General features: G+C 70.0%; 21 protein-coding genes and 1 tRNA gene. 13 read left to right on the forward strand and 9 right to left on the reverse strand.

Features of this window, described 5'->3' with window-relative positions:
- The first annotated feature begins 69 nt into the window (after window positions 1-69).
- Complete coding sequence (locus EWH70_RS02035) at window positions 70-801, forward strand: trypsin-like serine peptidase (protein WP_130473447.1); 732 nt, start codon at window positions 70-72, stop codon at window positions 799-801.
- A gap of 29 nt (window positions 802-830) precedes the next feature.
- On the forward strand, window positions 831-1,337 hold the full coding sequence (locus tag EWH70_RS02040; protein ID WP_130473448.1) for a GNAT family N-acetyltransferase: 507 nt from the start codon (window positions 831-833) through the stop codon (window positions 1,335-1,337).
- Here EWH70_RS02040 and EWH70_RS02045 read toward each other — a convergent pair.
- The gene (locus EWH70_RS02045; protein ID WP_130473449.1) at window positions 1,324-2,361 is read right to left on the reverse strand and encodes a DNA polymerase IV; all 1,038 of its coding nucleotides are present in this window, start codon (window positions 2,359-2,361) and stop codon (window positions 1,324-1,326) included. The two genes, EWH70_RS02040 and EWH70_RS02045, sit on opposite strands and share 14 nt — an antisense overlap.
- Window positions 2,345-3,562 carry an MFS transporter gene (locus EWH70_RS02050; protein ID WP_165436115.1) on the reverse strand — a complete coding sequence of 406 codons (1,218 nt, stop codon included), beginning with the start codon at window positions 3,560-3,562 and terminating at the stop codon, window positions 2,345-2,347. The genes EWH70_RS02045 and EWH70_RS02050 overlap by 17 nt, the downstream gene beginning before the upstream one ends.
- A 196-nt stretch (window positions 3,563-3,758) precedes the next feature.
- Between EWH70_RS02050 and EWH70_RS02055 the strand changes: the two genes are divergently transcribed.
- The 4 genes from EWH70_RS02055 to EWH70_RS02070 are packed head-to-tail and all read left to right on the forward strand — an operon-like array spanning window position 3,759 to window position 8,306.
- Window positions 3,759-5,042 (forward strand): sugar ABC transporter substrate-binding protein, encoded by a 1,284-nt coding sequence (locus EWH70_RS02055; RefSeq protein ID WP_130473451.1) that lies wholly within the window; start codon window positions 3,759-3,761, stop codon window positions 5,040-5,042.
- A 19-nt stretch (window positions 5,043-5,061) separates the two neighbouring features.
- Entirely contained in the window at window positions 5,062-6,045 is a 984-nt protein-coding gene (locus tag EWH70_RS02060) for a carbohydrate ABC transporter permease (RefSeq protein ID WP_130473452.1), read from the forward strand.
- On the forward strand, window positions 6,045-6,872 hold the full coding sequence (locus EWH70_RS02065) for a carbohydrate ABC transporter permease (RefSeq protein WP_130473453.1): 828 nt from the start codon (window positions 6,045-6,047) through the stop codon (window positions 6,870-6,872). Before EWH70_RS02060 ends, EWH70_RS02065 begins: the two co-directional genes overlap by 1 nt.
- A gap of 3 nt (window positions 6,873-6,875) precedes the next feature.
- The gene (locus EWH70_RS02070) at window positions 6,876-8,306 is read left to right on the forward strand and encodes a glycoside hydrolase family 3 N-terminal domain-containing protein (protein ID WP_130473454.1); all 1,431 of its coding nucleotides are present in this window, start codon (window positions 6,876-6,878) and stop codon (window positions 8,304-8,306) included.
- Here EWH70_RS02070 and EWH70_RS02075 read toward each other — a convergent pair.
- From EWH70_RS02075 to EWH70_RS02085, 3 genes are all read right to left on the reverse strand, one after another.
- The gene (locus EWH70_RS02075; protein WP_130473455.1) at window positions 8,255-9,280 is read right to left on the reverse strand and encodes a MerR family transcriptional regulator; all 1,026 of its coding nucleotides are present in this window, start codon (window positions 9,278-9,280) and stop codon (window positions 8,255-8,257) included. The genes EWH70_RS02070 and EWH70_RS02075 overlap by 52 nt on opposite strands.
- Window positions 9,274-9,897: a HEAT repeat domain-containing protein gene (locus EWH70_RS02080; protein WP_130473456.1), complete on the reverse strand. Its 624-nt coding sequence runs from the start codon at window positions 9,895-9,897 to the stop codon at window positions 9,274-9,276. The genes EWH70_RS02075 and EWH70_RS02080 overlap by 7 nt, the downstream gene beginning before the upstream one ends.
- A gap of 75 nt (window positions 9,898-9,972) precedes the next feature.
- A complete protein-coding gene (locus EWH70_RS02085; protein WP_130473457.1) occupies window positions 9,973-11,295 on the reverse strand; it encodes a M20/M25/M40 family metallo-hydrolase in 1,323 nt (440 codons plus the stop codon).
- Window positions 11,296-11,407: 112 nt separating this feature from the next.
- On the opposite strand from EWH70_RS02085, the gene EWH70_RS02090 reads away from it, so the two are divergent.
- A tRNA-Leu gene (locus EWH70_RS02090) sits at window positions 11,408-11,491 on the forward strand.
- On the opposite strand, the gene EWH70_RS36680 is transcribed toward EWH70_RS02090, so the two are convergent.
- The 4 genes from EWH70_RS36680 to EWH70_RS02110 all read right to left on the reverse strand — a co-directional run bounded on the left by EWH70_RS36680 (window position 11,447) and on the right by EWH70_RS02110 (window position 14,549).
- The gene (locus EWH70_RS36680) at window positions 11,447-12,466 is read right to left on the reverse strand and encodes an IS3 family transposase (RefSeq protein WP_420809029.1); all 1,020 of its coding nucleotides are present in this window, start codon (window positions 12,464-12,466) and stop codon (window positions 11,447-11,449) included. The genes EWH70_RS02090 and EWH70_RS36680 overlap by 45 nt on opposite strands.
- Window positions 12,445-12,675 (reverse strand): transposase, encoded by a 231-nt coding sequence (locus tag EWH70_RS36685; protein ID WP_130473458.1) that lies wholly within the window; start codon window positions 12,673-12,675, stop codon window positions 12,445-12,447. Before EWH70_RS36685 ends, EWH70_RS36680 begins: the two co-directional genes overlap by 22 nt.
- 407 nt (window positions 12,676-13,082) lie before the next feature.
- Window positions 13,083-13,391 (reverse strand): hypothetical protein, encoded by a 309-nt coding sequence (locus tag EWH70_RS02105; RefSeq protein ID WP_130473459.1) that lies wholly within the window; start codon window positions 13,389-13,391, stop codon window positions 13,083-13,085.
- A gap of 168 nt (window positions 13,392-13,559) precedes the next feature.
- A complete protein-coding gene (locus EWH70_RS02110; RefSeq protein ID WP_130473460.1) occupies window positions 13,560-14,549 on the reverse strand; it encodes an RICIN domain-containing protein in 990 nt (329 codons plus the stop codon).
- A 359-nt stretch (window positions 14,550-14,908) separates the two neighbouring features.
- On the opposite strand from EWH70_RS02110, the gene EWH70_RS35370 reads away from it, so the two are divergent.
- The 6 genes from EWH70_RS35370 (at window position 14,909) to EWH70_RS02140 (ending at window position 23,805) form a co-directional block, all read left to right on the forward strand.
- Window positions 14,909-15,301 carry a peptidoglycan-binding domain-containing protein gene (locus EWH70_RS35370; RefSeq protein WP_165436116.1) on the forward strand — a complete coding sequence of 131 codons (393 nt, stop codon included), beginning with the start codon at window positions 14,909-14,911 and terminating at the stop codon, window positions 15,299-15,301.
- Window positions 15,302-16,481: 1,180 nt separating this feature from the next.
- A complete protein-coding gene (locus EWH70_RS02120) occupies window positions 16,482-18,428 on the forward strand; it encodes a DUF4236 domain-containing protein (RefSeq protein ID WP_130473462.1) in 1,947 nt (648 codons plus the stop codon).
- A gap of 448 nt (window positions 18,429-18,876) precedes the next feature.
- On the forward strand, window positions 18,877-19,074 hold the full coding sequence (locus EWH70_RS02125) for a hypothetical protein (protein ID WP_130473463.1): 198 nt from the start codon (window positions 18,877-18,879) through the stop codon (window positions 19,072-19,074).
- Between the two features lie 132 nt (window positions 19,075-19,206).
- Window positions 19,207-20,049 (forward strand): universal stress protein, encoded by an 843-nt coding sequence (locus EWH70_RS02130; protein ID WP_165436117.1) that lies wholly within the window; start codon window positions 19,207-19,209, stop codon window positions 20,047-20,049.
- Window positions 20,046-22,703, forward strand: coding sequence for a cation-translocating P-type ATPase (locus EWH70_RS02135; protein ID WP_130473465.1), 2,658 nt, complete (start codon window positions 20,046-20,048; stop codon window positions 22,701-22,703). Before EWH70_RS02130 ends, EWH70_RS02135 begins: the two co-directional genes overlap by 4 nt.
- Before the next feature lie 46 nt (window positions 22,704-22,749).
- Window positions 22,750-23,805 (forward strand): acyltransferase family protein, encoded by a 1,056-nt coding sequence (locus tag EWH70_RS02140; protein WP_240686744.1) that lies wholly within the window; start codon window positions 22,750-22,752, stop codon window positions 23,803-23,805.
- Window positions 23,806-23,815 lie beyond the last annotated feature (10 nt).

Below are 23,815 nucleotides of genomic sequence, written 5' to 3' on the forward strand. Positions count from 1 at the left end.
GGGGCCGCGGATGTCCGCGCCGCGGCCGTCGCGGGCCCTATCCTCGCACCGGAGTCGTGGGAGGATCACATGCGCAGGATCGCGTTGTCGCTCGTGCTGGTGTTGCTGGTGCTGTCCGCGCCGGCCGGAGCGGCGGGCGGTGGGACACCGCCGCGCCCGCCCGCGCCGCCTGCGGCCGTCGCCTTCGACGGCAGGCCCACGGTCGGCGCGCTGCTGCTGTTCGGCGGGCTCGGCCCGCACTTCTGCACCGCGACCGTCGTGGAGAGCCGGCAGCGCAACGTCCTGCTGACCGCGGCGCACTGCATGTACGAGAACGAGGTCGGCGCGCCGCGCCGGGACGTCGCGTTCGTGCCGCACTACCGCGACGGCCTGCGGCCACACGGAACCTGGCGGGTGCAGCGGGTCGTGGTGAGCCCGCGCTGGCCTGCCGACCCCGACCACGACGTCGCGTTCCTGGTGGTGGAACCGAAGGACGGCCGCCAGATCGCCGACGTCGTCGGTGCCAACCGGGTGGCGTTCGGCGACCGGCGGGAGCAGGTCGTCGACGTTCCCGGCTATCCGATGTGGACCCCGCGTCCGGTCACCTGCCGCAACTGGACGGTCGACTTCAGCCCCACGCAACGGGGTTTCGACTGCCGAGGCTACCTCGAGGGCACCAGCGGCGGCCCGTGGCTGACCGACCGGGGCGAGATCGTCGGCGTCGTCGGGGGTTTCCAGTACGGCGGTGACATGATCCTGCACAACTACAGCCCGCGCTTCACCGAGCAGACGCGACGGCTGCTGGAACAGGCGGGCGGCTGACCGTCCCGCTCAGATGGCATCCTTGCCGGATGGACGCGCTGATCCGGCGGGCGACGGTCGGCGACGCGGCCGGGATCGCCGGGGTGACCGTGCGTGGCTGGCAAGCGGGCTACGCGGGCTTGCTGCCGGACGCGTTCCTCGGCTCGATGTCGGTCGCCGACCGCGCCGATGCCTGGACCGAGGCGCTACGCGCGCCGGACCCGCGGTCGGCGACGCTGGTGGCCGACTTGGCTGGTGCGGTGGCGGGTTTCGCCCACACCGGCACCGATGGCACCCGCGGCGAGTTGCGCGCCCTCTACGTAGAGCCGGACCGCTGGCGCACCGGCCTCGGCCGCGCACTGCACGACGCCGCGCTGGACGCCATGCGCGGCAAGGGTTTCGACGTGGCAACGCTGTGGGTTCTGGACACCAACATCCGGGGCAGGCAGTTCTACGCCCGGCTGGGCTGGACACCCGACGGCGGGCAGCGAGCGGAGCCGATGGGCGAGATCGTGCTGCACGTGGTCCGCTACACCAGGCCGCTCACGGATCGGTGAACACGACCCGGACGCCGATCAGCCGGACCGGCCGGTCGACGGCGAAGCGGCCGAGGACGTCCAGCGCCGCCCGTTCGACGGTGCCCGCGTCGGTGGTCGGCCCGGGCAGCGTGCGGCTGCGGGTCTTGGTGAAATACGGCGCGAACCGCAGCGTCACCTCCACCCGCGCCACCGTCCGCCCGGCGGCCGCGGCCTCCGTGGCACGTTCGCGGGCCAGCGCGCGGACCTGCGCGGCGACCTCGGCGGGGTCGGTCAGGTCGGCGGGAAAGGTCCGCTCGCTGCCGCGGGACTTGGCGACGCGGGGCTCGGTGACGAGGGCCGTGCCGCCGTGGCCGTGGCCGAGACCGAGGTAGTGCGGTCCCATGTTGGGGCCGAACCGGGTGGTCAGCACGGCGGGGTCGGCCGCGGCGAGGTCGTCGACGGTCTCGATGCCGAGCGCGGCGAGGTTGTCGGCCATCCGGGGGCCGATGCCCCACAGCGCGGTGACCGGCCGCCCGCCCATGACCTGCCACCAGTTGGTCTCGGTGAGCAGGAAGACGCCGTCGCCCTGCTTGGCGAAACCGGTCGCCAGCTTGGCGCGGTGCTTGTTGTCGCCGATCCCGACGGCGCAGGTCAGCCCGGTGCGGGCGGGCACCGCCGCGCGGACCTCGGCGGCCCTGCGCGCGGGGTCCGCGCCGACGCCGAGGAACGCCTCGTCCCAGCCGATGACCTCCACCGGGCCGAACGTCCGCAGCGTGTCCATCACCCGTGCCGACGCCGCCTCGCAGGCGGCGTGGTCGGTTTCCAGGAACACCGCGTCCGGGCAGAGCCGCGCCGCCGTGCGCAGCGGCATGCCGGAGCGGACCCCGTGCGCGCGTGCCTCGTAGGAGGCGGTGGCCACCACGACCCGCCGCCGCGTCGGATCGGCCGAGCCGCCAACCACGACGGGGCGGCCCCGCAGCTCGGGGCGGCGCAGGATCTCCACCGCGGCGACGAACTGGTCGAGGTCGACGTGCAGGATCCAGGACTCAGCAGGCTCTCCCACCAGCAGGGATCCTACCGCCGGACGCCTCACCTGCCCGCCGGACCGCGTACGGGCCAGCGACGGCGACGGCCAGCGCGAGCACCGCGGGCACGAACATCGCCGTGCCCAGCGACGTCAGGTCCGCCAGCGGGCCGATCACCGCCGGGCCGCCGAGCTGGCCCGCGTAGGCCATGGTGGTCACCCAGGACAGGGCGCGGCCGACGACGGCGCCGCCGGAGCCGACCGCGCTGAAGATCGCCGGGACGACTGTCGCGAGACCGGTCGCCACCACCGTCCAGCCGGCGAAGCCGCAGAGCAGGTTCCCGGCGGGCAGCCACGGCGCGGCCACGACGAGCGCGAATCCGGCGACCGCGATCCACCCGGCCAGCCGCATGGCGGTCACCGGGCCGGTCCGCGCACGCACCCGGTCGGCGGTGAGCCGGGTGACGGTCAGCGCGACGCTGAAGACGGTGTAGGCGAGCGACGCCGTCGCGGGACCGGCACCGAGTGCCTCGCCGGTGTACAGCGCGGCCCAGTTGAAGCCCGCCCCCTCGCTGATCATCCCGCACATGCCGACCGCGCCCAGCAGCAGGATCACCGGGGCAGGCGGCCCGGTGCCGGTCCGGACGGCCTGCCCGGCCGCCGGTTCCGCCGGGATGTGGGGGAGCAGGGCCGGTCCGGGCAGGAGGAAGAGCAGGGCAGCGGTCAGGCTCCCGCCGATCATCAGCGCGGACCCCGGTATCTCCAGGTGCAGCCCGGCCGTGACGGTCAGCCCGCCGCCGACCGAGCCGAGGCTCCAGAACCCGTGGAAGGTGGACATGATCGGCCTGCCGTAGCGGGCCTCCACTTCCACCGCGTGTGCGTTCATCGCGACGTCGAGGCCGCCCAGTCCCGCGCCGAGCAGCACGGCGGCGGCCAGCAGGACGGGAAAGCTCGGGGCCAGCGCCGGTCCGAACAGGGCGAGCGCGGCGGCCGGGGCGACGATGCGGACCACGCGGCGGCTCGACCAGCGGTCACACCAGCGGCCGGCCAGCGGCATGAACGCCATCGCGCCGAGGGCGACGGCGAGCAGCACGAAGCCGATCCTGGTCTCGCCGAGCCGCAGGCGTGCGTTGATACCGGGCAGCGACGCGCTCCAGAACGCGCAGATCAGCCCGCAGAGCCAGAACAAGCCCAGCACTGCCAGCCTCGCGCGCCGGACGGCTGCGGGTGGACGCGGCACGATGTGACAACCCCAGTGACGTCGATCGATCTTCGGCCGGGAGCTTTCCAGGTTGCCCGCTACCGCGAAAGTGGTTTGCCGAGCTTCCGGATCTCTTGACATTGGAAAGGGTCCAGACCACCCTGTGACCAATTAGTCATTGGTCTACACCAGTTAGACAAGTCGCCGGCAGTGGTCCGGGCGAGGAGGGTGGACAGTGAAAGGCTGGATGAGGGCGGCGGTGGGGGTCGCCGCCGCGGCGACGCTCGTCGCGGGCTGTGCCGGTTCCGGAGGCGACGCGAGCAGTCAGCCCGAGGGCGGCAGCAAGACGCTGACCGTGTGGCTGATGAACGGGTCGCTGCCCGACGCGCTGGCGACCGAGCTGCACACCGAGTTCGAGAAGGCCCACGGGGTCAAGATCAACTACGAGGTCCAGCAGTGGACCGGTATCCAGGAGAAGCTGACCACCGCGCTGGCCGGTGACAGCCCGCCGGACGTGATCGAGCTGGGCAACACGCAGACGCCGCAGTTCGCGTCGCAGGGTGTGCTGGCCGACCTGTCCGGCTCGGCGAACGACCTGCGTTCGGCCGAGTGGCTCGGCGGGCTCAAGGAGTCCGGTGCCTACGAGGGCAAGCAGTACGCGCTGCCCTTCTACGCGGCCAACCGCGAGGTGATCTACCGCAAGGACATGTTCGAGCAGGCCGGGATCACCGCCGTGCCGAAGTCGCGTCAGGAGTGGCTGGACGCGATCACCAAGCTGGAGGCCAAGTTCGGCAGCGACCCGGAGTTCCAGTCGCTCTACCTGCCCGGCCAGAACTGGTACACCTACCTGTCGTTCCTCTGGGACGAGGGCGGTGACATCGCCACCCCCGCGGGCAACGGCTTCCAGGGTGCCGTCGACTCGCCGCAGAGCAAGGCCGCCATCGAGTTCTACAAGAAGCTGGTCGAGACCTCCGGCACGACCGCGCCGAAGGACGCCGACGAGCAGAAGCCCGAGCAGGCGGGCGTCTACGCCCAGAACAAGGTGGCCATGTTCGTCGGCCTGCCGTGGGAGGTCGCCACGGCGGCCAAGAGCAACGCCGAGATCAAGGGCAAGACCGGCGCGTTCCCGATCCCGTCGAAGAACGCGGGGCAGAACGCCCCGGTGTTCCTCGGTGGCTCGAACCTGGCCATCCCCGCCACCGGCAAGAACCAGAACCTGTCGCTGGAGTACCTGAAGCTGATCAGCAGCGCCAAGTACCAGGGCAAGCTCGCCGAGGCCGGCATGGTGCCGGGCACGTCGAAGGACACCGCCGCGCTGGAGAAGGACCCGATCAGCAAGGCGATGGCCGAGGCGTCCAAGAACGGCAGGGCGGTGCCGGCGAGCCCGAAGTGGGCGGCCATCGAGACCGGTCAGAACCCGCTCAAGGACATGCTGACCGCGGTGCTGACCGGCGCGAAGAGCATCGACGCCGCGACGGCCGACGCCAGCAAGGCGCTGACCACGGCGCTGTCCGGCTGACCGGGACGCCGCGCCACAGATGACGACAAGCATTCCCACGACGGTGCCGGCGGACTCCCCGCCGGCACCGTCCGGCGCATCGTCGCGCCGCACGCCGGGCAGGCGCCGCCCCACCCGCGAGCGCCTGCTCCCGTATCTGCTGCTCGCACCCGCCGTGGTCGCGCTGCTGGGCCTGCTCGGCTGGCCCGCGCTGCAGGTCATCGGCATCAGCTTCCGCAAGCTCGACCTCGGCGAGGTCGTCCGGGGTGACGTGGTGTGGGTCGGCCTTGCCAACTACGCCGAGATCTTCGCCGACCCCGAGTTCTGGGCGATCACCCTGCGGACGCTGGTGTTCACCGCGTCGCTGGTGGCCGCGACCGTCGCGGCCGGGCTGCTGCTCGCGCTGCTGATGCGCCACGTCCCGACGTGGGTGCGGATCACCCTGCAGGTCAGCCTGGTCCTGGCCTGGGCGATGCCGTTCATCGCGTCCACCACGGTGTTCCAGTGGATCTTCGACCAGCAGTACGGGATCCTGAACAAGACGCTGGTGGCGATCGGCTTCGACTCGTTCGCCGGGCACTCCTGGTTCTCCAGTGGTGCCAGCACGCTGACCGTGATCGGCCTGCTCATCGTGTGGCAGGCGGTGCCGTTCGTGGCGTTCACGCTCTACGCGGGCCTGCTCGGCGTGTCCAAGGACCTCTACGAGGCCGCCAGCATCGACGGCGCTTCGGCGCTGCAGTCGTTCCGCTCGGTGAGCTGGCCCGCGCTGCGCCCGGTGTTCACGCTGACGATCTTCCTGTCGGTGCTGTGGGACTTCAAGGTGTTCACGCAGGTGTGGGCCGTCCGCGAGGGCGGGCCCGACGGGGAGAGCACCACGCTGCCGGTCCTGTTGTACCTCAAGGGCATCGCGAGCAGCCACTTCGGCGTGGCCTCGGCGGTGGCGACCCTGATGATCCTGCTGCTGGTGCTGATCACCGCGCGGTACCTGCAGCTGCTGCTGCGCACGAGGGAAGGGCAGGACTGATGCGCATCGCCCCACGGAAGGTCCTGCTCAGCGCCCTCGCGCTGGTGGTGGCGGCGTTCTTCCTGTTCCCGACCTACTGGATGATCACCAGCGCGCTCAAGCCGAGAGCCGACGTGCTGTCCCCGGCCTACGACCTGATCCCGCTGGCGCTGACGCTGGACAACTTCGTCACGGCGTTCAGCAAGCCCGGGTTCGGCACGTACCTGACCAACAGCCTGATCGTCACGCTGGGGGCGGTGGCGTGCTCGCTGGTCGCCGGCCTGCTGGCCGCGGTGCCGCTGGCGCGGCTGAAGTTCCGCGGCCGCAAGGGGTTCGTGCTGCTGGTGCTGATCGCGCAGCTGGCGCCGCTGGAGGCGCTGTTCATCCCGATGTACCTGCTGATGAAGGACGTCGGGCTGCTGAACACGCTGCCGTCGCTGCTGCTGGTGTACTTCGCGACGACGCTGCCGTTCACCGTGTGGACGCTGCGGGGGTTCGTCAACGGCATCCCGGTCGAGCTGGAGGAGGCCGCGATGGTCGACGGCTGCGGCCGCTGGGGCGCCTTCCGCAGGGTGACCCTGCCGCTGCTGGGGCCGGGCCTGGTCGCCACCTCGGTGTTCGCGTTCATCACCGCGTGGAACGAGTTCCTCTACGCGTTCGTGTTCATGCGCGACTCGTCGAAGTACACCCTGCCGGTGTGGCTGGAGTCGTTCCAGACCGCGTTCGGGACCGACTGGAGCGCCGCGATGGCCGGCGCGGTGGTCTACTCCGTTCCCGCGCTGGTGTTCTTCCTGCTCGTGCAGCGCAAGCTGGTCGCCGGCGGCACGGCCGGCGCCGTGAAGGGATAGTCCATGGTGGACAGGCTGGCCCGTTCCGTTCTGCTGCCCGGATTCGCCGGGACCACGGCGCCCGACTGGCTGCTGCGTGAGGTGGCCGACGGGCTCGGCGGCGTGGTGTTGTTCGGCCGCAACGTGACCGACGACGAGCAGGTGGCGGCACTGACGGCGCGGCTGCGTGGCGAGCGCGACGGCGTCGTCGTCGGCATCGACGAGGAGGGCGGCGACGTCACCCGGCTCGATGCGGCCACCGGCTCACGGGTGCCGGGCCCGCTCGCGCTTGGCGCGGTCGGTGATCCGGCGCTGACCAGGAGGGTCGCCGGTCAGCTCGCCGCGCGGCTCGCCGCCTGCGGGGTCACCGTCAACCTGGCGCCCAGCGCCGACCTGACGCTGCACGCCGACGACCCGATCATCGGCGTGCGGTCGTTCGGCTCCGACCCGCGGGCCGTCGCCGGCCAGGTGGCCGCGTTCGTGCGCGGCACCCAGGGGGAGGGCGTAGCCGCCTGTGCCAAGCACTTCCCGGGGCACGGTGCGTCCACAACGGACTCCCACTTCGCGCTGCCCGCGCTGCCGCGTGAGGACGCCGAGTTGCGTGCCGCCGAACTGGTGCCGTTCGCCGCGGCCGTCGAGGCCGGGGTCCGCGCGGTGATGCCGGGGCACCTGGTGGTGCCGTCCTGGGGCGAGCTGCCCGCCACCCTGAACCCGCGGGCGATCACCGGGGTGCTGCGTGGCGAGCTGGGCTTCACCGGCACCGTGATCACCGACGCGCTGGAGATGGCCGCGGTGGCCGGGTCGCTGGGTGACGTGGACGGCCTGGCCCAGGCCGCCGTCGCGGCCCTGGTCGCCGGTGCGGACGCGCTGTGCGTCGGCGGCGAGACGGCGGACGCGGCCGTCGTGGCCCGCCTGGTGGACGCCATCGGCGAGGCAGTGAAGGCCGGGACACTGCCGGAGGAACGCCTGGCCGAGGCGTCGGCCCGGGTCGCGGCACTCGGTGCCGCTCCGGCGCCGGTGTCCGAGGTGGACCCGGCACTGGGCCTGGCGGCGGCACGGCGGGCGGTGCGGGTCCGGGGCGAGGCCAGGCTGGCCGCCGCGCCGGTGGTGGTCGACGTCGAGGTGCCGCCGACCATGGCCGCCGGCCCGGTTCCATGGGGCCTGGGCTCCCACCTGGCCGAGCTGGTGCCGGGCACCGCCGTGGTACGGGTGGCCGGCGGCGACGAGCCCGCCGTCGAACCGGGCCGCCAGGTGGTCCTGGTGACCAGGGACGCCCACCGGCACGCCGACGTCGCCGCGCTGGTCACCCGGCTCGCCGCGGACCGCGAGGTGGTGCACGTGGAGACCGGTGTGCCCGGTCCGGAGCTGGGTGCCGTCGCCACGATCGACACCCACGGCGGCTCCTACGTCAGCCTGCGGGCCGCAGCCGAGCTGCTCGCCGCGTCGGCGGACTGAGCCGCGAGCGCGGAGGCGATGAGGGCGACGGCCTGGTCGGAGTCCTGGGCCAGCCGCCGCAGGGCGTCCCCGGCGAGGCCGGCGGGTAGCTCGGCCAGCGCCTGAGCCAGCCGGATCCGCGCCGCGGAGTCCGCGGTGGCCAGCTTGCCGTCCAGCGCGGTCATGATCCGGTCGGCGCATGCGGGGTCGAGCGCCAGGGTGCCCAGCACCTCGGCCGCCTCAACGTCGTTGGTGCCGTCGACGACCATGCCGACGAGGGCGGGCACGGCGGTGTCGTCGCCACGCCTGCCCAGGCCCAGCGCGGCATGTCCGCGGACGGCGGGGTCGGGATCGTCGAGTGCGCCGGCGAGCACGGCGGTCGCCTCGTCGCCGGGCAGCTCGGCGATCGCCATGACCGCGCGCCGCCGGACGTCGGCCCGCTCCGAGCGCATGCCCGGCGTCAGGCCGGCCACCCCGTCCGCGCCCGCCCGCGCGAGGGCCCACCGCAGCGCGCCCGCGACGTTGGGATCGGATTCGGCGAGGACGGCCTCGGCCAGGACCTCGGTGGGCACCGGGGCGTCCTGGGTGAGGGCGGCCTGCTGGCGGCGGGCGGGACTGGGGGAGTGCAGGCCACGCAGGAGCTCGACGATGCGCAGGACGCCCTGCCAGTCGAACGGCGCCGAGGCGTCCACCGCGCGGAGCCGGTCGAGCAGTTCCCGCTCCCGGTTCAGCCGGTCCTCGGTCTGCCGGATGAGGTCGCCGACCAGGGCGGCCGGGGTGAAGGCGGGGTCCGCCAGCGCCCGGCCGATCTGCCGCAGCGACAACCCGAGGGACCGCAGGCTCTCCACGTGGAAGATCCGGCGGATGTCCTCGGGGGAGTACTCGCGGTAGCCCCCGCTGGTGCGGCCGGTCGGCCGCACCAGCCCGAGGGCGTCGTAGTGCCGCAGCATCCGGGTGCTGACCCCAGAGCGGCGGGCCACCTCGCTGATCAGCACGCGGCGTCCTCGCCCAGCGCGACGATCCGTTTGCCCTCGTCGAACCCGGCGTCCGGGTCGCGCAGCAGCCGTCGGGTCGCGTCGGCGTGCGCACGTACCGCGGGGTCCTGACCGGCCGCGTCCAGCGCGGGCTCGATCACGTCACCGAGTGCCACCAGCGCCCGGCTGAGGCTCAGCCGCACGGACCGGTCGCCGCGGCCGAGCTGTGCGGCCAGGTCCGCGGCCAGCGTCGCCCGCTCCTCGTCGGGGACGAGGACGACGGCCGCCCGCCAGGCGCTGCGGGCCACCTCGTCGTCGGGGTCGTGCAGCAGTGCCCGGGTGATCGCCGGCCACACGCTGCGGTCACCGATCTTGGACAGGGTGTGCAGTGCCTGGCTGCGGGCCTGGGCCCGCTCGGAGCGCAGTTCGGCGAGCAGCGCGGGCACCGTCGTCTCGGCCGGGAGCCGGGTCAGGGCCCAGGTGAGCATGTCGCGCACGAAGAAGTCCGGCTCGACAGCGCACCGGGCCACCAGCACGCCGGTCAGTCCGGGGTCGGCCCGGGTGCCTGCGGTCAGCGCGGCCTGAAGCCGTACCGACGAGTTCGTCGCGGTCAACTGTGTCGTGTCCACGGGGATCACCTCCGGCGCCCAGTGAAGACCTTGTCACAGTGTCAACGTCAAGCGAGATGTATAACGCCCTATACGGCGTGGCTCTCAGCTGTTCCGCAGGAACCGGTCCAGTACCCGGGTCCCGAACTTCAGGGCCTCGACGGGGACCCGTTCGTCCACGCCGTGGAACAGTGCGGAGAAGTCCAGGTCGGCGGGCAGTTGCAGGGGAGCGAAGCCGAAGTTGCGGATGCCGAGCTTCTGGAACGCCTTCGCGTCCGTGCCGCCGGAGAGCATGTACGGCAGCGTGCGGGCGCCCGGATCCTCGGCCAGCACCGCGGCGGTCATCGCGTCGACGAGGGCGCCGTCGAAGGTGGTCTCGACCGGCGGGAGTTCCAGCCACTCCTTCTCGATGTCCGGCCCGAGGATCTCGTCGAGCTCGCGGTTGAAGGCCTCCAGCCGTCCCGGCAGGATGCGGCAGTCGACGGTGGCCTCGGCCGTCGACGGGATGACGTTGGACTTGTAGCCGGCGGTGAGCATGGTCGGGTTCGCCGTGTCCCGCAGCGTCGCGCCGATCATCCGGGAGATGTTGCCGAGCTTGGCCACGGCGCCCTCGATGTCGTCCTCCGGGAAGTCCCAGCCGGTGATCTCGGTGACCCCGGCGAGGAACTCGCGCACCGAGTCGGTCAGGACGAGCGGGAAGCGGTGGTTGCCCAGCCGGGCGACCGCCTCGGACAGCTTCGTGACGGCGTTGTCCCGGTGGATCATCGACCCGTGGCCCGCGGTGCCGCGCACGCGCAGCTTCATCCAGCGGATGCCCTTCTCGGCCGTCTCGATCAGGTAGGCACGCACGTCGTCCTTCAGCGTGATGCTGAACCCGCCGACCTCGCTGATGGCCTCGGTGGCGCCCTCGAACAGCTCGGGCCGGTTGTCGACCAGCCACTGCGCGCCGTACTGGCCGCCGGCCTCCTCGTCGGCCAGGAAGGCGAAGATGATGTCCCGTGGCGGCACGATGCCGTGCCGTTTGTAGTGGCGCGCGAGCGCCAGCGTCATGCCGACCATGTCCTTCATGTCGACGGCGCCGCGGCCCCACACGTAGCCGTCCTGCACCGCCCCGGAGAAGGGATGAACGGACCATTCGGACGGGTCGGCGGGCACCACGTCGAGGTGCCCGTGCACCAGCAGCGCGCCCCGGCCCGGGTCGGCGCCGGGTAACCGCGCGATCACGTTGTGCCGATCCCGCCCGCCGGATTCGACGTAGGTGATCTCGTAGCCGACCTCGGTGAGCTTCTCGGCGACGTACTCGGCCGCGGCGCGCTCGCCGACCAGCGTGTCCGGGTCACCGGTGTTGGTGCTGTCGATGCGGAGAAGCTCGCTGGTCAGGACGACAGCCTCGTCGGCTGCTGAATCGATTAGGCTCGGTTCGGTCACGTGCCATTCCTACCACTGCCCAGCCGGGAGATCCTGCCACCGCCGCGCCGCTCCGGACAGTGGACCCCCCGTGGGAGCGGGCGGCACCGTGCGTTAACCTGTTCTCCAGCAGGTCCGAGTGGCGGAATGGCAGACGCGCTAGCTTGAGGTGCTAGTGCCCGTAAAGGGCGTGGGGGTTCAAGTCCCCCCTCGGACACACATTCATGGGAGATCTCCCACACCACACAGTCACAGGCCCGTGACGTACGGTTGCGTCATGGCGTGACCGGTCACATCCGCTACGCTGGGTTGCGCGACGCCCTCCCCCGTGATCGTGGACGGGGAGGTGTGGCATGAGCCGACCTATCGTGGCTGTGACGCTTCCGGGCCGGGCCGACCTGGTCGATCGCACCGTCCGTCGGCAGCAGCCGTCGATGTTCCCGGCACCCGAGCTTCCGGCGTTGCGCACGAACGGCAGTAGGCCTGCTGTGCGGGCACATTCGGTGAAAGTCCATGAGGTGAACTGGGTGCCGTGGTCGCCGTGGATGATCCCGCCCGGGATCTGGCCGGCGATGCCGCGTGAGTCAATGGCCATGCCGAGAGCGGAGGTGGCCAGGTCGGCTCGTTGGCGGGAGTCGATGGCCCAGCCGACGCCCCGGCGGGAGTAGGCGTCGAGGACGACGCAGCAGTAGAGCTTGCCTTCCCGGGTGAGGTGCTCGGTGATGTCGGTCGCCCAGAGCTGATTCCGTCCGTCACGGTGGAAGTCGCGCTTGACCAGGTCCGTGATGGTCTTGGCCGACGGAACACGTTTCGCCTTGCGCCGCAACGGAAGCCCGGCCAAACCCGCACGCCGCGTCAACGCGGCGACGGTCTTGCGGGACACGCTCACACCGTGCCCAAGGACAAGTTCGGCTCGGACTCTTGGAGCCCCGTACGTCTGACGGGACGCCTCATGGATGGCGGTGATCTGATCGGTCAGCCACGCCTGCCGAGTCGCCCGCGCAGAGGGCGGGTGGCTCCGAGCCTCGTAGAAGCCCGCCCGGGAGACGCCCAGGGACAGGCAAGCCTGCTTGACCGGCACGCCCTCAGCGGCAAGCTCAGCGACGAGGACGAACCGAGCTTTTGGGGGCACCACCTTCTCCACTGCGGCAGCCGCCTTCCGCAGGATCTTCACCCCGGTCTCCAACTCCACGATCCGCGCCGCGCCTCAGCAAGCGCTGCCGACTCGACCTGTTCCGGAGTCGGCGACTTGACACCCCGGTCGAGCAGATCCCGGGACTTCCACCGGTGCAGACACGACTCGGCAATGCCCAGCGACGCGGCGACATCGCGCACAGAGCGTCCCGCCTCCAGCAAATCAAGGGCACGACGCCGGAACTCCGGCGGATAAGGCTTCGGCATCTCAGACGATCTCCTTCACAAGATCGTCGGACCCTACGTCTCCTCACTTCCGTGTCCGGCAAACAGGGTCAACATCAAGGTGTCCGGACAACAGGGGAAGCTCAGTACGCCGCGATTCTGCAGAAGTTACGTGACCTCGGCGTCGTGCGGACCCGCAACGCTCCGCTGGGTGCAAGGCACGCGAGGTCGCGAAGGCCGACCTCGAAGTTGCTGGCCGACATTCGTGAACGGATCCTTGGCCGACGTCCTGGCCGAGCAAACGATCGACCGGCCGCGGTTCCACCTCGTCCGGCTCACCGCACGGCCGTTTGTAGAGTCTCGCGGCCGATGTCGTAATCTCACGAGCAACGTCGTACGGATGTCGCACACGACGTGGTGGCGAGATTGGTTCCGGCTCCAAGTGGATGTTATGTCGTTGTTGCTCCCGCTTTCTGGCTCAGGTGGTCGTCGATGATGGCGCGGAAGGTGCGCTGCCACGCACTCGGGCAGCTCGTGGGGGAGTGCAGCGGGTAGCGCAGCGGGTAGCCACTCGTCGAGCGCAGCGCCAGGTAGTCACGCAGAACTCGATGAGCAGCGGAGTTCGAGGCGGTGCGGGCGCGCAGAGAAGCGAGGAACTCGAAGAGTTCCTGCTCGCGCGGGTGGTCCGGCCCGGACCTGCAATCGTGGTCAAGCGGGTCGCACACATGGGCATGAGTGTCGTCGTGCGCTGGGGTCATGCTGATCAGATCCTTTAGGCGGGAATCATGTTGTCACATATTGAGTGCTTGGCGGTGAGACTCCCGGATATGCTGGCCGGTCAGGTGACACCGACCGATCCGACCAGACAATGCCACCCACTGGGGTTCGAAATTGCGAACCCTCGAAGCCCAGGCAGGTTCGCCGCCTCAGCCGGCTGGTTCGAGTGATGCGCGTTCGACCGGTTCCAGGAGGAATACCTGGTCGGCCCGACCGGAACAGGTGGCCTGTGCCAGCTCGGCTCCGGCATCGATCTCGGCCAGACCACCGAGCAGGCCCACGCACTTGCCGCTGTGCACTGGCCGCAGTACGAAACCGTTCGGCACGGGCGCGGACACCGGCTCAAACAAGAACCGTTGGTCGGCCGCCGAGGTGCAGTCCCGGGGAGCCAGCAGCATGCTGTCGTCGAGAGACGCCTCGTCCACGGACAGACAGCCCCAACCCTGCTCCGGATGGCGCCATTTGATCAGGTACACACCGGGGCCGAGGGCTTCGAGATACGTGTCCGGCACCAGTTCCTTGCACGGTCGCTGAACGGCCAGCGGACGATCTGTGCGCTTGTTGCGCTCGCGCCCCTCCCCCACGCACAGGTCGCGGTCGGCGGTATGGCCTGGGCGGAGCAGATACCAGCCATCGGAGGGCAATGCCGACGGAGCCGACGGACCGGAGGGCCGGTTGAGCAGGACCGTGGTGACGATCGCTGCGATCGTCACCACGGTCACCGCCGTCGCGGCTGCGAGCCACCGCTTCGGTCGTTCCGACAGTGGTGGTGCGGAAGATGGTGGTGGTGCGGACGCTTCGACACCCGATGACGCCACCGCCGATCGCACAGCCGGATCCGTCGGCTCCACGTCGAGGTGCGGGCCGACGGCCAGGCGTTCCCGCGTGCTCAACCACTCGGCCAGATGCTGCCCGTCGCCGCATGCGCGCACGAACACCGCCAGCAGCTCCGGCCGGGGAAGCGCGTCACGGCGCAACATGTCGGCGACGGTGCTGCGGGGCAGGATGGAGCCGCACTCAGCGGCCTCTTCCTCCAATTGGCGCAGTGTCCGCCCCGAGTTCTTTTTGAGTGACCGCAGGAGGGCGCAGAACTCCGCGACACCCTTCGCTGATTCCGGCTGGATGCGGTTACGAGTCACCATCCCATCGTGGCGGATGCTCCGACCCTGGACGTCAGCCAGTCAGGTGACCTTTGTCCGACTGGCCGGACAGATGCCATCTGACCAGGCAAGAGATGACGCAGCCGTCCGGGACGCGTCGAATCGCTTGGCGCATGTCCACCGTCTTGCCAAGCTGGCATTGCGTCACCGGGGTTGCTGCAATCCGGAACGAAAACCACCCTTGCGTCCACATCCGAAGACCAGTCGGAACGACGCTCCCGTACGGCAGGCAGCACCACTTAAGTAGGCAATTTAACGTTTCACACAGGTTCCCCAATGTCGTCAAAGCAGAGTGCCAGCGTCGGACCCACCACACGGACCCGGCGTCCAATAATCGGATGGAGAAGATCATGAGATTGCGCGGAAAGACAGCCGTATGTGCCGTCGCAGCGGCAGCGGCTTTTACGGGGCTCACCGTGACAGCTGCCTCCGCAACCGCCACCGCCCCGGCAACAGCCTCTCCCGTTCTCGCGCCTGCCGCGGAAAGCCCCTGCCCCTACAGCGGGTCCCACCCGATCCTCCGGATCGGCAGCTCCGGCGCGGCAGTCAAGCACGCACAGTGCCTGATCAACCTGTACGGCTACGGCATCAGCGTGGACGGCAGGTTCGGGAGCGAAACCAACTATGCCGTCAAGGACGTGCAGGGACGATGCAGGATTACCAGGGACGGCGCCATCGGCCTGAACACATGGAACTGCCTGCATCCGGACAAGCTTCCCAACCCGCGCTGAGACCGCTCAGCGGTGATCAAGACGATGCCCAGCTCCGCATGAGAAGGCAAGACACACGTTCACGCAACGCGGCGCAGATCCGGTACCACCCCAGGGTGCACTGGTAAACAAAGCACAGACGGTCCGGCGCGACGCGAAGTCGGCCGGCAGGGCCCACCAAGGACCCCATCGCGGACAGCTGCGTAAGGACCTTCAACACAAAGGTCCTTACGCAGCCTCTTGCCTCCCACGCAGGCGGATAGCCAGCGGCATATGACGCCCGTACGTCGCCGCCGCGTCAGCAGAAACGCTTCCGAGTGGCCAGCGACGGCGTGCGGCATGCGCGCCGGACCGTGGCCAGCCAGGTTCAACCAGTTGAGGAAGCGTCACAAGTTCTGAGACTGATCATGGTGACATCTTGCTGAGACAGCGTCGTCACGTCAGATAGCGCAACATCAACATGTCGCGAGCCGTGAGACCCTACACCGTTGGTGGGGCCTCGCGGCTGACGGCACTTCCTCACCGGCGAAGTGTGCGCGGGTTAACCCAACGCAGGTCAGAGGCACACTCCGACGTTGCGGCGAGCCTGCCTGCCCGAGGATGCAACGCGCGTCGGAGACTGATCTCGGGTGACGTCGCCGTGAGACAGCGAGGAACCGCAGCTCAGCGAGGATCGACAGGTCGCGCGGCGAGACCCTATAGTTCGATGTCGAGACCTGAGAGTCCCGGCAGTTCGGCCAACCGGGTGAACCTTGCTGGGGTGCTGTCCTCCAGAACCGAGACACCAGGCGCGACAGGCCTTGTGTTCGAAGTGGACAGACTCGTGGCAGCAGCACGCTGAACATGTCACGTGCGCGAGTAGCCATCGTCGACCACCATCAGGATCAGCCCGGCATCCCTGTCGCATGCAAGGGCGGCTGGCCGTGCACAGCGTGCACAGAGGCGCCGGCGGCGTCATCAGTACCGGCGCGGTGATCCTGGCCTGCGCACTCACATCGCGCGACTATTGATCGACTCCGGGGCCGAGGTCTGGGCCGGTGTCTACCGCCGCGCAGCCTGCGCGCCAGCGTGCCGGCCGCGGTCGTGCGTACCCGCGGGGCAGGGCGGGGCGACCCGCGCAGATCGGGCTCGCCGCGAACGCTGTAACGCGTCATCGCTCGTGGGCGACTATGGACGACAGATCGAACGTCGGAGGCCGGTCATGTCGTTCTACCTGCGCACGAGTATCAAGGTCGGTCCCGTTCGCTTGAACATGTCGACGTCCGGGCTCGGAGCTTCGGTGGGCATTCCTGGCTTCCGCTTCGGTGCCCGTCCCTGCGGCAGTTACGTATCGCTCGGCGGCGGTGCCGCGTCGTACCGCGCCACTGCACGCCCGCGCTCTGGACCCGTTCAACAGTCCTCCCGGGGCGCACCCCGGGCTCGATCGATTTCCGGACGCTCGTCCCCGGATGATGTCGTCCTATCGAATGTTTCTGGAGCAACCACGATCGAGATGTCGGAAGTCGGCTCAAGCGAACTCGTTTCCCAACTTAATGACGCCGCTCGGTCACCAAAGTTCTGGCCGTGGTGCCTGGCAGCCACCATCGCGCTGATGACTCTGTCTCCCTGGTTGCTTTTCGCCGGTGCGCCCCTCACTATGTGGATCTTCTGGAAAGACCGGATTAGGCGAACTGTCGTGGCCTTCTATGACGTGCAGGGAACCGAGGCCACGCGGTTCCAACAGTTGGTCGATTCGTTCGACCACGTGCGCGCGGCACAGCGCGCATGGCATATCGTCGCAGCCGGGGCAGTGGCAACCACCCACCAGCACAAGGTCAACGCCGGAGCGTCGGCCCTCGTCAGGCGGCTACCGGTTAACCGGAGCCTAAGCGGTCCCAAGCATCTGGCGTCGAACATCGCCGTGCCCTCTCTCGACACGCCACACCGATCGGTCTACCTGCTGCCAGACCGAGTCTTGATCCGCGACGGAAGGCACTACGCGGATATCGACTACGAAAACGTTCGAGTGCAGGCAGGTGTCCAGCGGTTCATCGAAGACTCGGCGGTACCATCTGATTCCGAAGTCGTCGACCACACCTGGCAGTACGTCAATGTCCGAGGTGGACCGGACCGTCGATTCAAGAACAACCGACAGCTACCTATCGTGCAGTACGGCCGCCTGATGTTGACCGGTAGTGGCGGGTACAGCGCGATCTTCGACGTCTCCAACCCGCGGGCGAGTTCAGTGTTGGAAACAGCTCTGGCAACGATGACGACCCCCGCTGGTCCCACATCGTTAGTTCCCCCGCAAGTGCACCCGTGGACAGACGCTCCACCGGCACGTTCCATCGATCTCGACCGACCACCCGACCTCGCTGCGCGTTCCATCGGCCTGGTGAACCCCGTGGAGGTGGGCCCGGCCGGGACATCCCTCACCTGTCGGCGTCTGTCGGCGCAGGGCCGTGTCGCCGTTGTGGGCGAGTCGCATTACCAGGCGGCCTTGTGCCGCGCGGCACGGGGCACTCCCGCGGGAACGGACCTCGCGCAACACCTGCGCGTCGTGGCTGCGCTTGTTCCGGAACCCGACAACCCGCACGACCCCAACGCTGTGAGGGTGGTCGTCGTCACCGGCGGGCACGGGGAAACTGTCGGACACCTACCGCGCGGCATCGCGCGTGCGTACCAGCGTCCACTACTCGCTCTTCGAACCCAGGGCAGCATCGGAACCTGCCCGGGGAGAATCACCGGAGGCGGAATTGGCCGATACTATGGGATCTACCTCCACCTTGCCGAACCGGAATCGCTACTGCTCGAAAATCTCGTGGGCGATATCGACCTTGTAGAACCGGCGCGACGGCTCACAGTGACGCGCGAAGAGGACCATCAGGACACACTTTCGCACTATCAGCGGATCGATTCGTCACGAACCCTCCTGGTCGCGGAACTCGTGTCGTCCACTGTCTCGCGCGGCAAACACAAAGGAGCGTATGCGATCGAGGTTCGACTCAACGGCAAGCGAGTCGGCGAACTGACCGCAAAGATGAGCTCCCGTTACCAGAGTCTGGTTGTCAATGCCGAGGCGATGGACAGTCAACCAATATGCGAAGCGGAGTTGACCCACGGCGACTACGGCTACCAGGTCGATATCTACCTTCCGAGCGGACAGTGAGCGCGACGGGGACGTACTCACACGAACCGCGCCGCTCACGACTCCAGCAGGCGTGTGGTTAGTGTGCAAGTCGCCCCTCGGCCACACATTCGCGGTACTTTCCCGTCACCTCGCAGTGACGCTCTCCACTGTCGGTAGCTCGGCTACTGTGGTGTTGGCGCCTTCCCTCGCTGAGCAGCGGCGTCCGGTGGCTGTCCAGTACTTCCGGTGTACCCCCGCCGGAGGCCAAGGCGTGCTTGCAGGAGCTAGCTGGAACTCTGCTCGACTATCGCGATGAACCCGAGGCATTCGAGTACCGTCAGAGCCTCGGCGGGCTGGTCCCGGCCACTGGTATCGCCAGAGCGGTGAGTGGTGTCGTGAGGTCAACGCAGGAGTCTTCCGGGTAACGGTTGCCCCGCGACCTTGGCCATCAGCGTGATGTTCGGGTGGGCTGCCACGACCGCCTGGTATGACGGCGAGCAGGGTGTACGTGGGCGGGCAGGGCGAGTACTCGGAGTTGCACGTCCTCGGTGACGGCCGGGTGCTTCGCTGCTGTCCCGGGGAGCGCGGCGGACAGATCGAGATCGGACGGGATCTGAGCGCGGAGGACCGGCGACTACTGGTGGCGCGAATCATCACCGACGAGGGCCTGACGCTGCGCGAGTAGGCGCCTGATGGGCCGAAAGTCCTTCAGAGCGGTGACCGGTTCCCGTGCCGCACGGCCGTCGCCGGTTCCTAGCGTCGTCACAGGAGCCGGTAGTGACGGGAGTGTGGCGTGATTTCTCAGGAGTCTCCGGGTGTGGTCGGGCCACCCGTGGTGGTGGGCATCGACGGATCCGACTGGGCCTCACGCGCGGTCGCCTGGGCAGCGGGCGAGGCGGCCGCGCGCCACGCACCGCTGACCGTCGTGCACGCGACCGGGGTGCCGGGGGTGGCGGCACGGCAGGACTGGCTGGAGGCGAGCCACCGGGACGCCCGGGCGATGCTCGACCGGGCCGCGGAGGTGGCCGCCCGGGTGGCGCCGGGCATCCGGGTGCGGCGGAAGGTGTCGGATGCCAGTCCGGTCGAGGCGTTGACCGAGTTGTCGAAGACCGCGCGGCTGGTCGTGGTGGGGTGCACCGGCCGCGGCGCGGTGGGAGACGCCCTGCTGGGCTCGGTGCCCCTGGGGCTGGTCGGCCGATCGTTCCGGCCGGTGGCGGTCGTGCGGGGCCGGCTCGCCGTCGTCGGGGCCCCGGTGGCGGTGGGGCTGGACGGCGGCACGGCGGATCAGGATCTGCTCGCCGTCGCGTTCGACGAGGCCGCGGTGCGCCGTGCGCAACTCGTGGTGGTGCACGCGCTGGGGGACTGGGAGGCCGCGCGTGCGTTCAACCTCGGGCGGACCCGGGAGTGCGCGCGGGAACGAGCCCTGGCGGAGAGCGTCTCCGGCTGGCGGGAGAAGTACCCGGACGTGCCGGTGCAGCTGGTGTCGGCGGGGATGGGGCCGCGGCATCAGTTGCTGCGGTGGTCGCAGGTGGCGTGCCTGCTGGTGGTGGGCACGGGCCGGCGGGCCGGGCTTCACGGGGCGGGATTCGGCTCGGTCAACCATGTTCTGATCCACCACGCCGACTGTCCGGTCCTCGTGGTGCCGGGGACAGGGGCATGAACACGGTCGTGACGTCGCCGGGCGCGTTCCACGCGGTCCCCGCCGACGAGGTCGTGACCCGGCTGGACACCGACCTCGGCGCCGGGCTGAGTCAGGCTGACGCGGCGCGCAGGCTGGAGGGGTACGGACCGAACCGGCTGCGTTCCGAGCAGGGGCCGGGGGTGCTGCGGCGGTTGTTCGCGCAGGTGCGGGATCCGCTGGTGGCCATCCTCGTCGTCGCGGCCGCGGTGACGGCGGCGTTCGGTGACTTCGTCGACAGCGGTGTGATCGCCGGTGTGGTGGTGCTCAACGCCGTCATCGGGTTCGTACAGGAGGCCCGGGCGCGCAGGGCGCTCGACGCACTGGCCCGCATGGTGCCGCTGGAGGCCACGGTCGTGCGGGACGGCGTCGCCCGCCGCGTGGCGGCCGAGGACCTGGTGCCCGGCGACATCGTCGACCTCGCCGCGGGCGACCGGGTGCCTGCCGACGTACGGCTGACCACCGCCGTGGCGGCGGAGGCCGACGAATCCATGCTCACCGGCGAGTCGCTGCCGGTGACGAAGACGACGGCGCCGCTGCCGGAGGACACCGTGCTGGCGGACCGGGTCAACCTGGCCTACTCCGGCACCACGCTCACCCGCGGGTCGGCTCGCGGGATCGTCGTCGCCACCGGGTCTTCCACCCAGCTCGGGGCGGTGCAGGGCATGGTCGAGGCCGCGGGATCGGTGGTGACGCCGCTGACCCGCAAACTGGGCCGGTTCTCCCGCCTGGTCGGGATCGTGATCCTGGGCGTCGCGGTGCTGACCTTCGCGGTCGGTCTGGTCCGGGGGACACCCGTGCTGGAGATGTTCACCGCCGCGGTCGCGCTGGCGGTGGGTGCCATCCCGGAAGGGCTCCCCGCGGCGGTGTCCATCGTGCTGGCCATCGGTGTCGTGCGGATGTCGCGGCGCAACGCGGTGGTCCGCTACCTGCCCGCCGTCGAGACGCTGGGCGGTACCACGGTCATCTGCACTGACAAGACCGGGACGCTGACGCGCAACCGGATGACCGTGACGACGCTTGTCGGCTCGGGGGCCGTGGTGCCGGCGGAACCGGCCGCGGCGGCCACCGATGCGGCCGTGCGGGCCTGTCTGCGGGCAGGGGTGCTGTGCAACGACGCCGAGATTTCCACGGTGGACGGCGAACGGACCGAGGTCGGTGACCCGACCGAGACGGCCCTGCTGGCCTCGGCCGAGCGACTGGGGATCGACCCGTACCAGGTTCGCGCCGCTTTCCCCCGGCTCGACGTCCTGCCGTTCGAGTCCGAGCGCAGGTTCATGGCGACCGTGCACCGGGTGGCCGGGAGCGCACCGGTCGGATACGTCAAGGGCGCGGTCGAGGAGGTCCTCGCTCGCTGCACCGGCAGGATGCGGGCGGACGGGACGGCCGGGCCGCTCGACGTGGACGAGGTGCTGTCGACCGCCCGGTCGCTGGCCGGACGGGGGTTGCGGGTCCTCGCGTTCGCCCGCTTCCACCCCGGCGATGGTGCGGCGAGGCAGGTCGACGACGGCGAGCTGACGCTGCTCGGCCTGCAGGCGATGCAGGACCCGCCGCGGCCGGAGGCCGTGGCCGCCGTACACGCGTGCCGGGCCGCCGGTGTCGAGGTGAAGATGATCACCGGCGACCACGCGGCGACGGCCAGCGCGATCGCCCGGCAGGTGGGGCTGGTCGACCCCGGTGCCGAGGTCACCGTGCTGACCGGTGCCGACCTCGAGCGTCTCGGTGACGAGGAGTTCGCCGGACGGGTGGCCGACACCAGCGTGTTCGCCAGGGTCTCGCCGGCGCAGAAGCTGCGCCTGGTCGAAGCCCTGCAGGAACGCGGTCAGGTGGTCGCGATGACCGGCGACGGCGTGAACGACGCGCCGGCGCTGCGGCGTGCCGACATCGGGGTGGCGATGGGACGCGGCGGTACCGACGCCGCCCGCCAGGCGGCCGACATGGTGCTCACCGACGACAACTTCGCCTCGATCGAGTCGGCCGTCGAGGAGGGCCGCGGGGTGTTCGCCAACCTGCGCAAGTTCCTCGCCTGGACCTTCCCCGCCAACATCGGCGAGGGCATGGTCATCCTGGTCGCCGTCCTGGCAGGCCTGACGCTGCCGATCATTCCCGTGCAGATCCTGTGGATCAACATGACCACAGCGGTCTTTCTCGGTCTCACCATGGCGTTCGAGCCCAAGGAGGACGGCATCATGGTGCGGCCGCCACGCAGGCCGGACGCCCCGTTGCTGACCGCGGACCTGCTCCGCCGCGTCGTGCTGGTCTCGCTGCTGCTCGTCGCCGCGGCGTTCACCGCGTACGAATGGGCGGTGGCGGCGGGAGCTGACGTGGACGTTGCCCGGACCAGTGCGATCAACGCGTTTGTGGCGGTGCAGATCGCCTACCTGCTCTCCTGCCGGTCGCTGGACACCGTGGCGCTGCGGCGGAGGGCCGGGCGCAACCGCATGGTGCCGCTGGGCATCGGGCTCACCGCGCTGCTGCAACTGGCGCTGACCTACCTGCCTCCGGCGAACGCGTTGTTCCACACCGCGCCGGTCGGCTGGGAGTCCTGGGGGCTGGCCCTGGCCGCCGGAGCCGTGGCACTCGTGGTGGCCGAGTTCGACAAGCTGATCTGGCGGGCTCGCCGCCGCCAGGGGTGAGCGGGCGGGGTGGCGCGTGATGGGCCCGGACGAACGTGATCGTTACGTGGACTGGCTCCGCGCGGTGAGCCTGCTGGTCGTCGTGGTCTGGCACTGGGCGTTCACCATCCTGCGCTGGACGCCCGACGGGCCACAGCCGACCAGTCCGCTCGGGTTCCTGTCCGGCCTGTGGCCGCTCACCTGGCTGCTGCAGGTGCTGCCGATGTTCTTCTACGTCGGCGGCTTCGCGCACCTGACGGCGTGGCGGCGGGCCGAGGCACGTGGCGAGGGCCTGCGCGAGTTCGTCTGGGCGCAGGTCCGCCGGCTGGTGTGGCCCGCCGCGATCCTGGTGGCCGTGTGGGGACTGCTCGGGCTCACCCTCGGGCAGTTCTTCGACGCCAGATGGGTCGGGAACACGGTCATGCTCGTGCTCAGTCCACTGTGGTTCCTGGGGGTCTACGTCGGACTGTTGTTGCTGCTGCCGCTGAGCCTGTGGTCGCATCGCCGGTTCGGGGTCCTGACGCTGGTGTGGCTGGCCGGTACCGCCATGGTCGTCGACGTGCTGCGGTTCCGGTACGGCCTGGACTGGGCCGGCTGGATCAATCTGGTGGTCGTCTGGGGCCTGGCGCACCAGACCGGGTTCTTCTACCGCGACATCGTCGACTCGCCACGACGGTGGGACCTGTCGCTGATGTCGGCCGGCCTGTTCGGCCTGGCTGGGCTGGTGCTGTCCGGCCTCTACCCGGGTTCGATGGTCGGGGTGCCGGGCGACCGGATGTCGAACATGGCGCCGCCGACGTTCGCCATCGTGGCATTGCTGCTGTTCCAGGCGGGCCTGGCCGAGGTCGTCCGTCCGGGGATGGAGAAACTGCTGGAGAAGCCCCGCTGGCAACGGTTCTGCGACCTGGCGAACCGGTACGCCCTGCCGCTGTTTCTCTTCCACACCACCGGCATGGCGCTGGCTCGTGCGCTCCACTACCTGGTCGTCGAAGGCGGCATCGTCGACGACCGCGAACCCGACCTCGTGTGGTGGCTGCAGCGCCCGCTCGCGGTCCTGCTGCCGCTGTTGTTCACCGTTGTGGCGATCGCGGCGTTCGGCCTGTCCCGGAGACGCCCGGCCTGACCGCGGGCGA

The organism is Amycolatopsis suaedae (assembly GCF_004214935.1).
GTDB classification, from domain to species: domain Bacteria; phylum Actinomycetota; class Actinomycetes; order Mycobacteriales; family Pseudonocardiaceae; genus Amycolatopsis; species Amycolatopsis suaedae.

Coding starts and splice junctions, on each gene's coding strand:
- EWH70_RS02035 (WP_130473447.1), top strand. CDS start 70: ATGCGCAGGATCGCGTTGTCGCTCGTGCTGGTGTTGCTGGTGCTGTCC.
- EWH70_RS02135 (WP_130473465.1), top strand. CDS start 20,046: ATGAACACGGTCGTGACGTCGCCGGGCGCGTTCCACGCGGTCCCCGCC.
- EWH70_RS02070 (WP_130473454.1), top strand. CDS start 6,876: ATGGTGGACAGGCTGGCCCGTTCCGTTCTGCTGCCCGGATTCGCCGGG.
- EWH70_RS35370 (WP_165436116.1), top strand. CDS start 14,909: ATGGAGAAGATCATGAGATTGCGCGGAAAGACAGCCGTATGTGCCGTC.
- EWH70_RS02060 (WP_130473452.1), top strand. CDS start 5,062: ATGACGACAAGCATTCCCACGACGGTGCCGGCGGACTCCCCGCCGGCA.
- EWH70_RS02065 (WP_130473453.1), top strand. CDS start 6,045: ATGCGCATCGCCCCACGGAAGGTCCTGCTCAGCGCCCTCGCGCTGGTG.
- EWH70_RS02120 (WP_130473462.1), top strand. CDS start 16,482: ATGTCGTTCTACCTGCGCACGAGTATCAAGGTCGGTCCCGTTCGCTTG.
- EWH70_RS02040 (WP_130473448.1), top strand. CDS start 831: ATGGACGCGCTGATCCGGCGGGCGACGGTCGGCGACGCGGCCGGGATC.
- EWH70_RS02105 (WP_130473459.1), bottom strand. CDS start 13,391: ATGACCCCAGCGCACGACGACACTCATGCCCATGTGTGCGACCCGCTT.
- EWH70_RS02125 (WP_130473463.1), top strand. CDS start 18,877: ATGACGGCGAGCAGGGTGTACGTGGGCGGGCAGGGCGAGTACTCGGAG.
- EWH70_RS36685 (WP_130473458.1), bottom strand. CDS start 12,675: ATGCCGAAGCCTTATCCGCCGGAGTTCCGGCGTCGTGCCCTTGATTTG.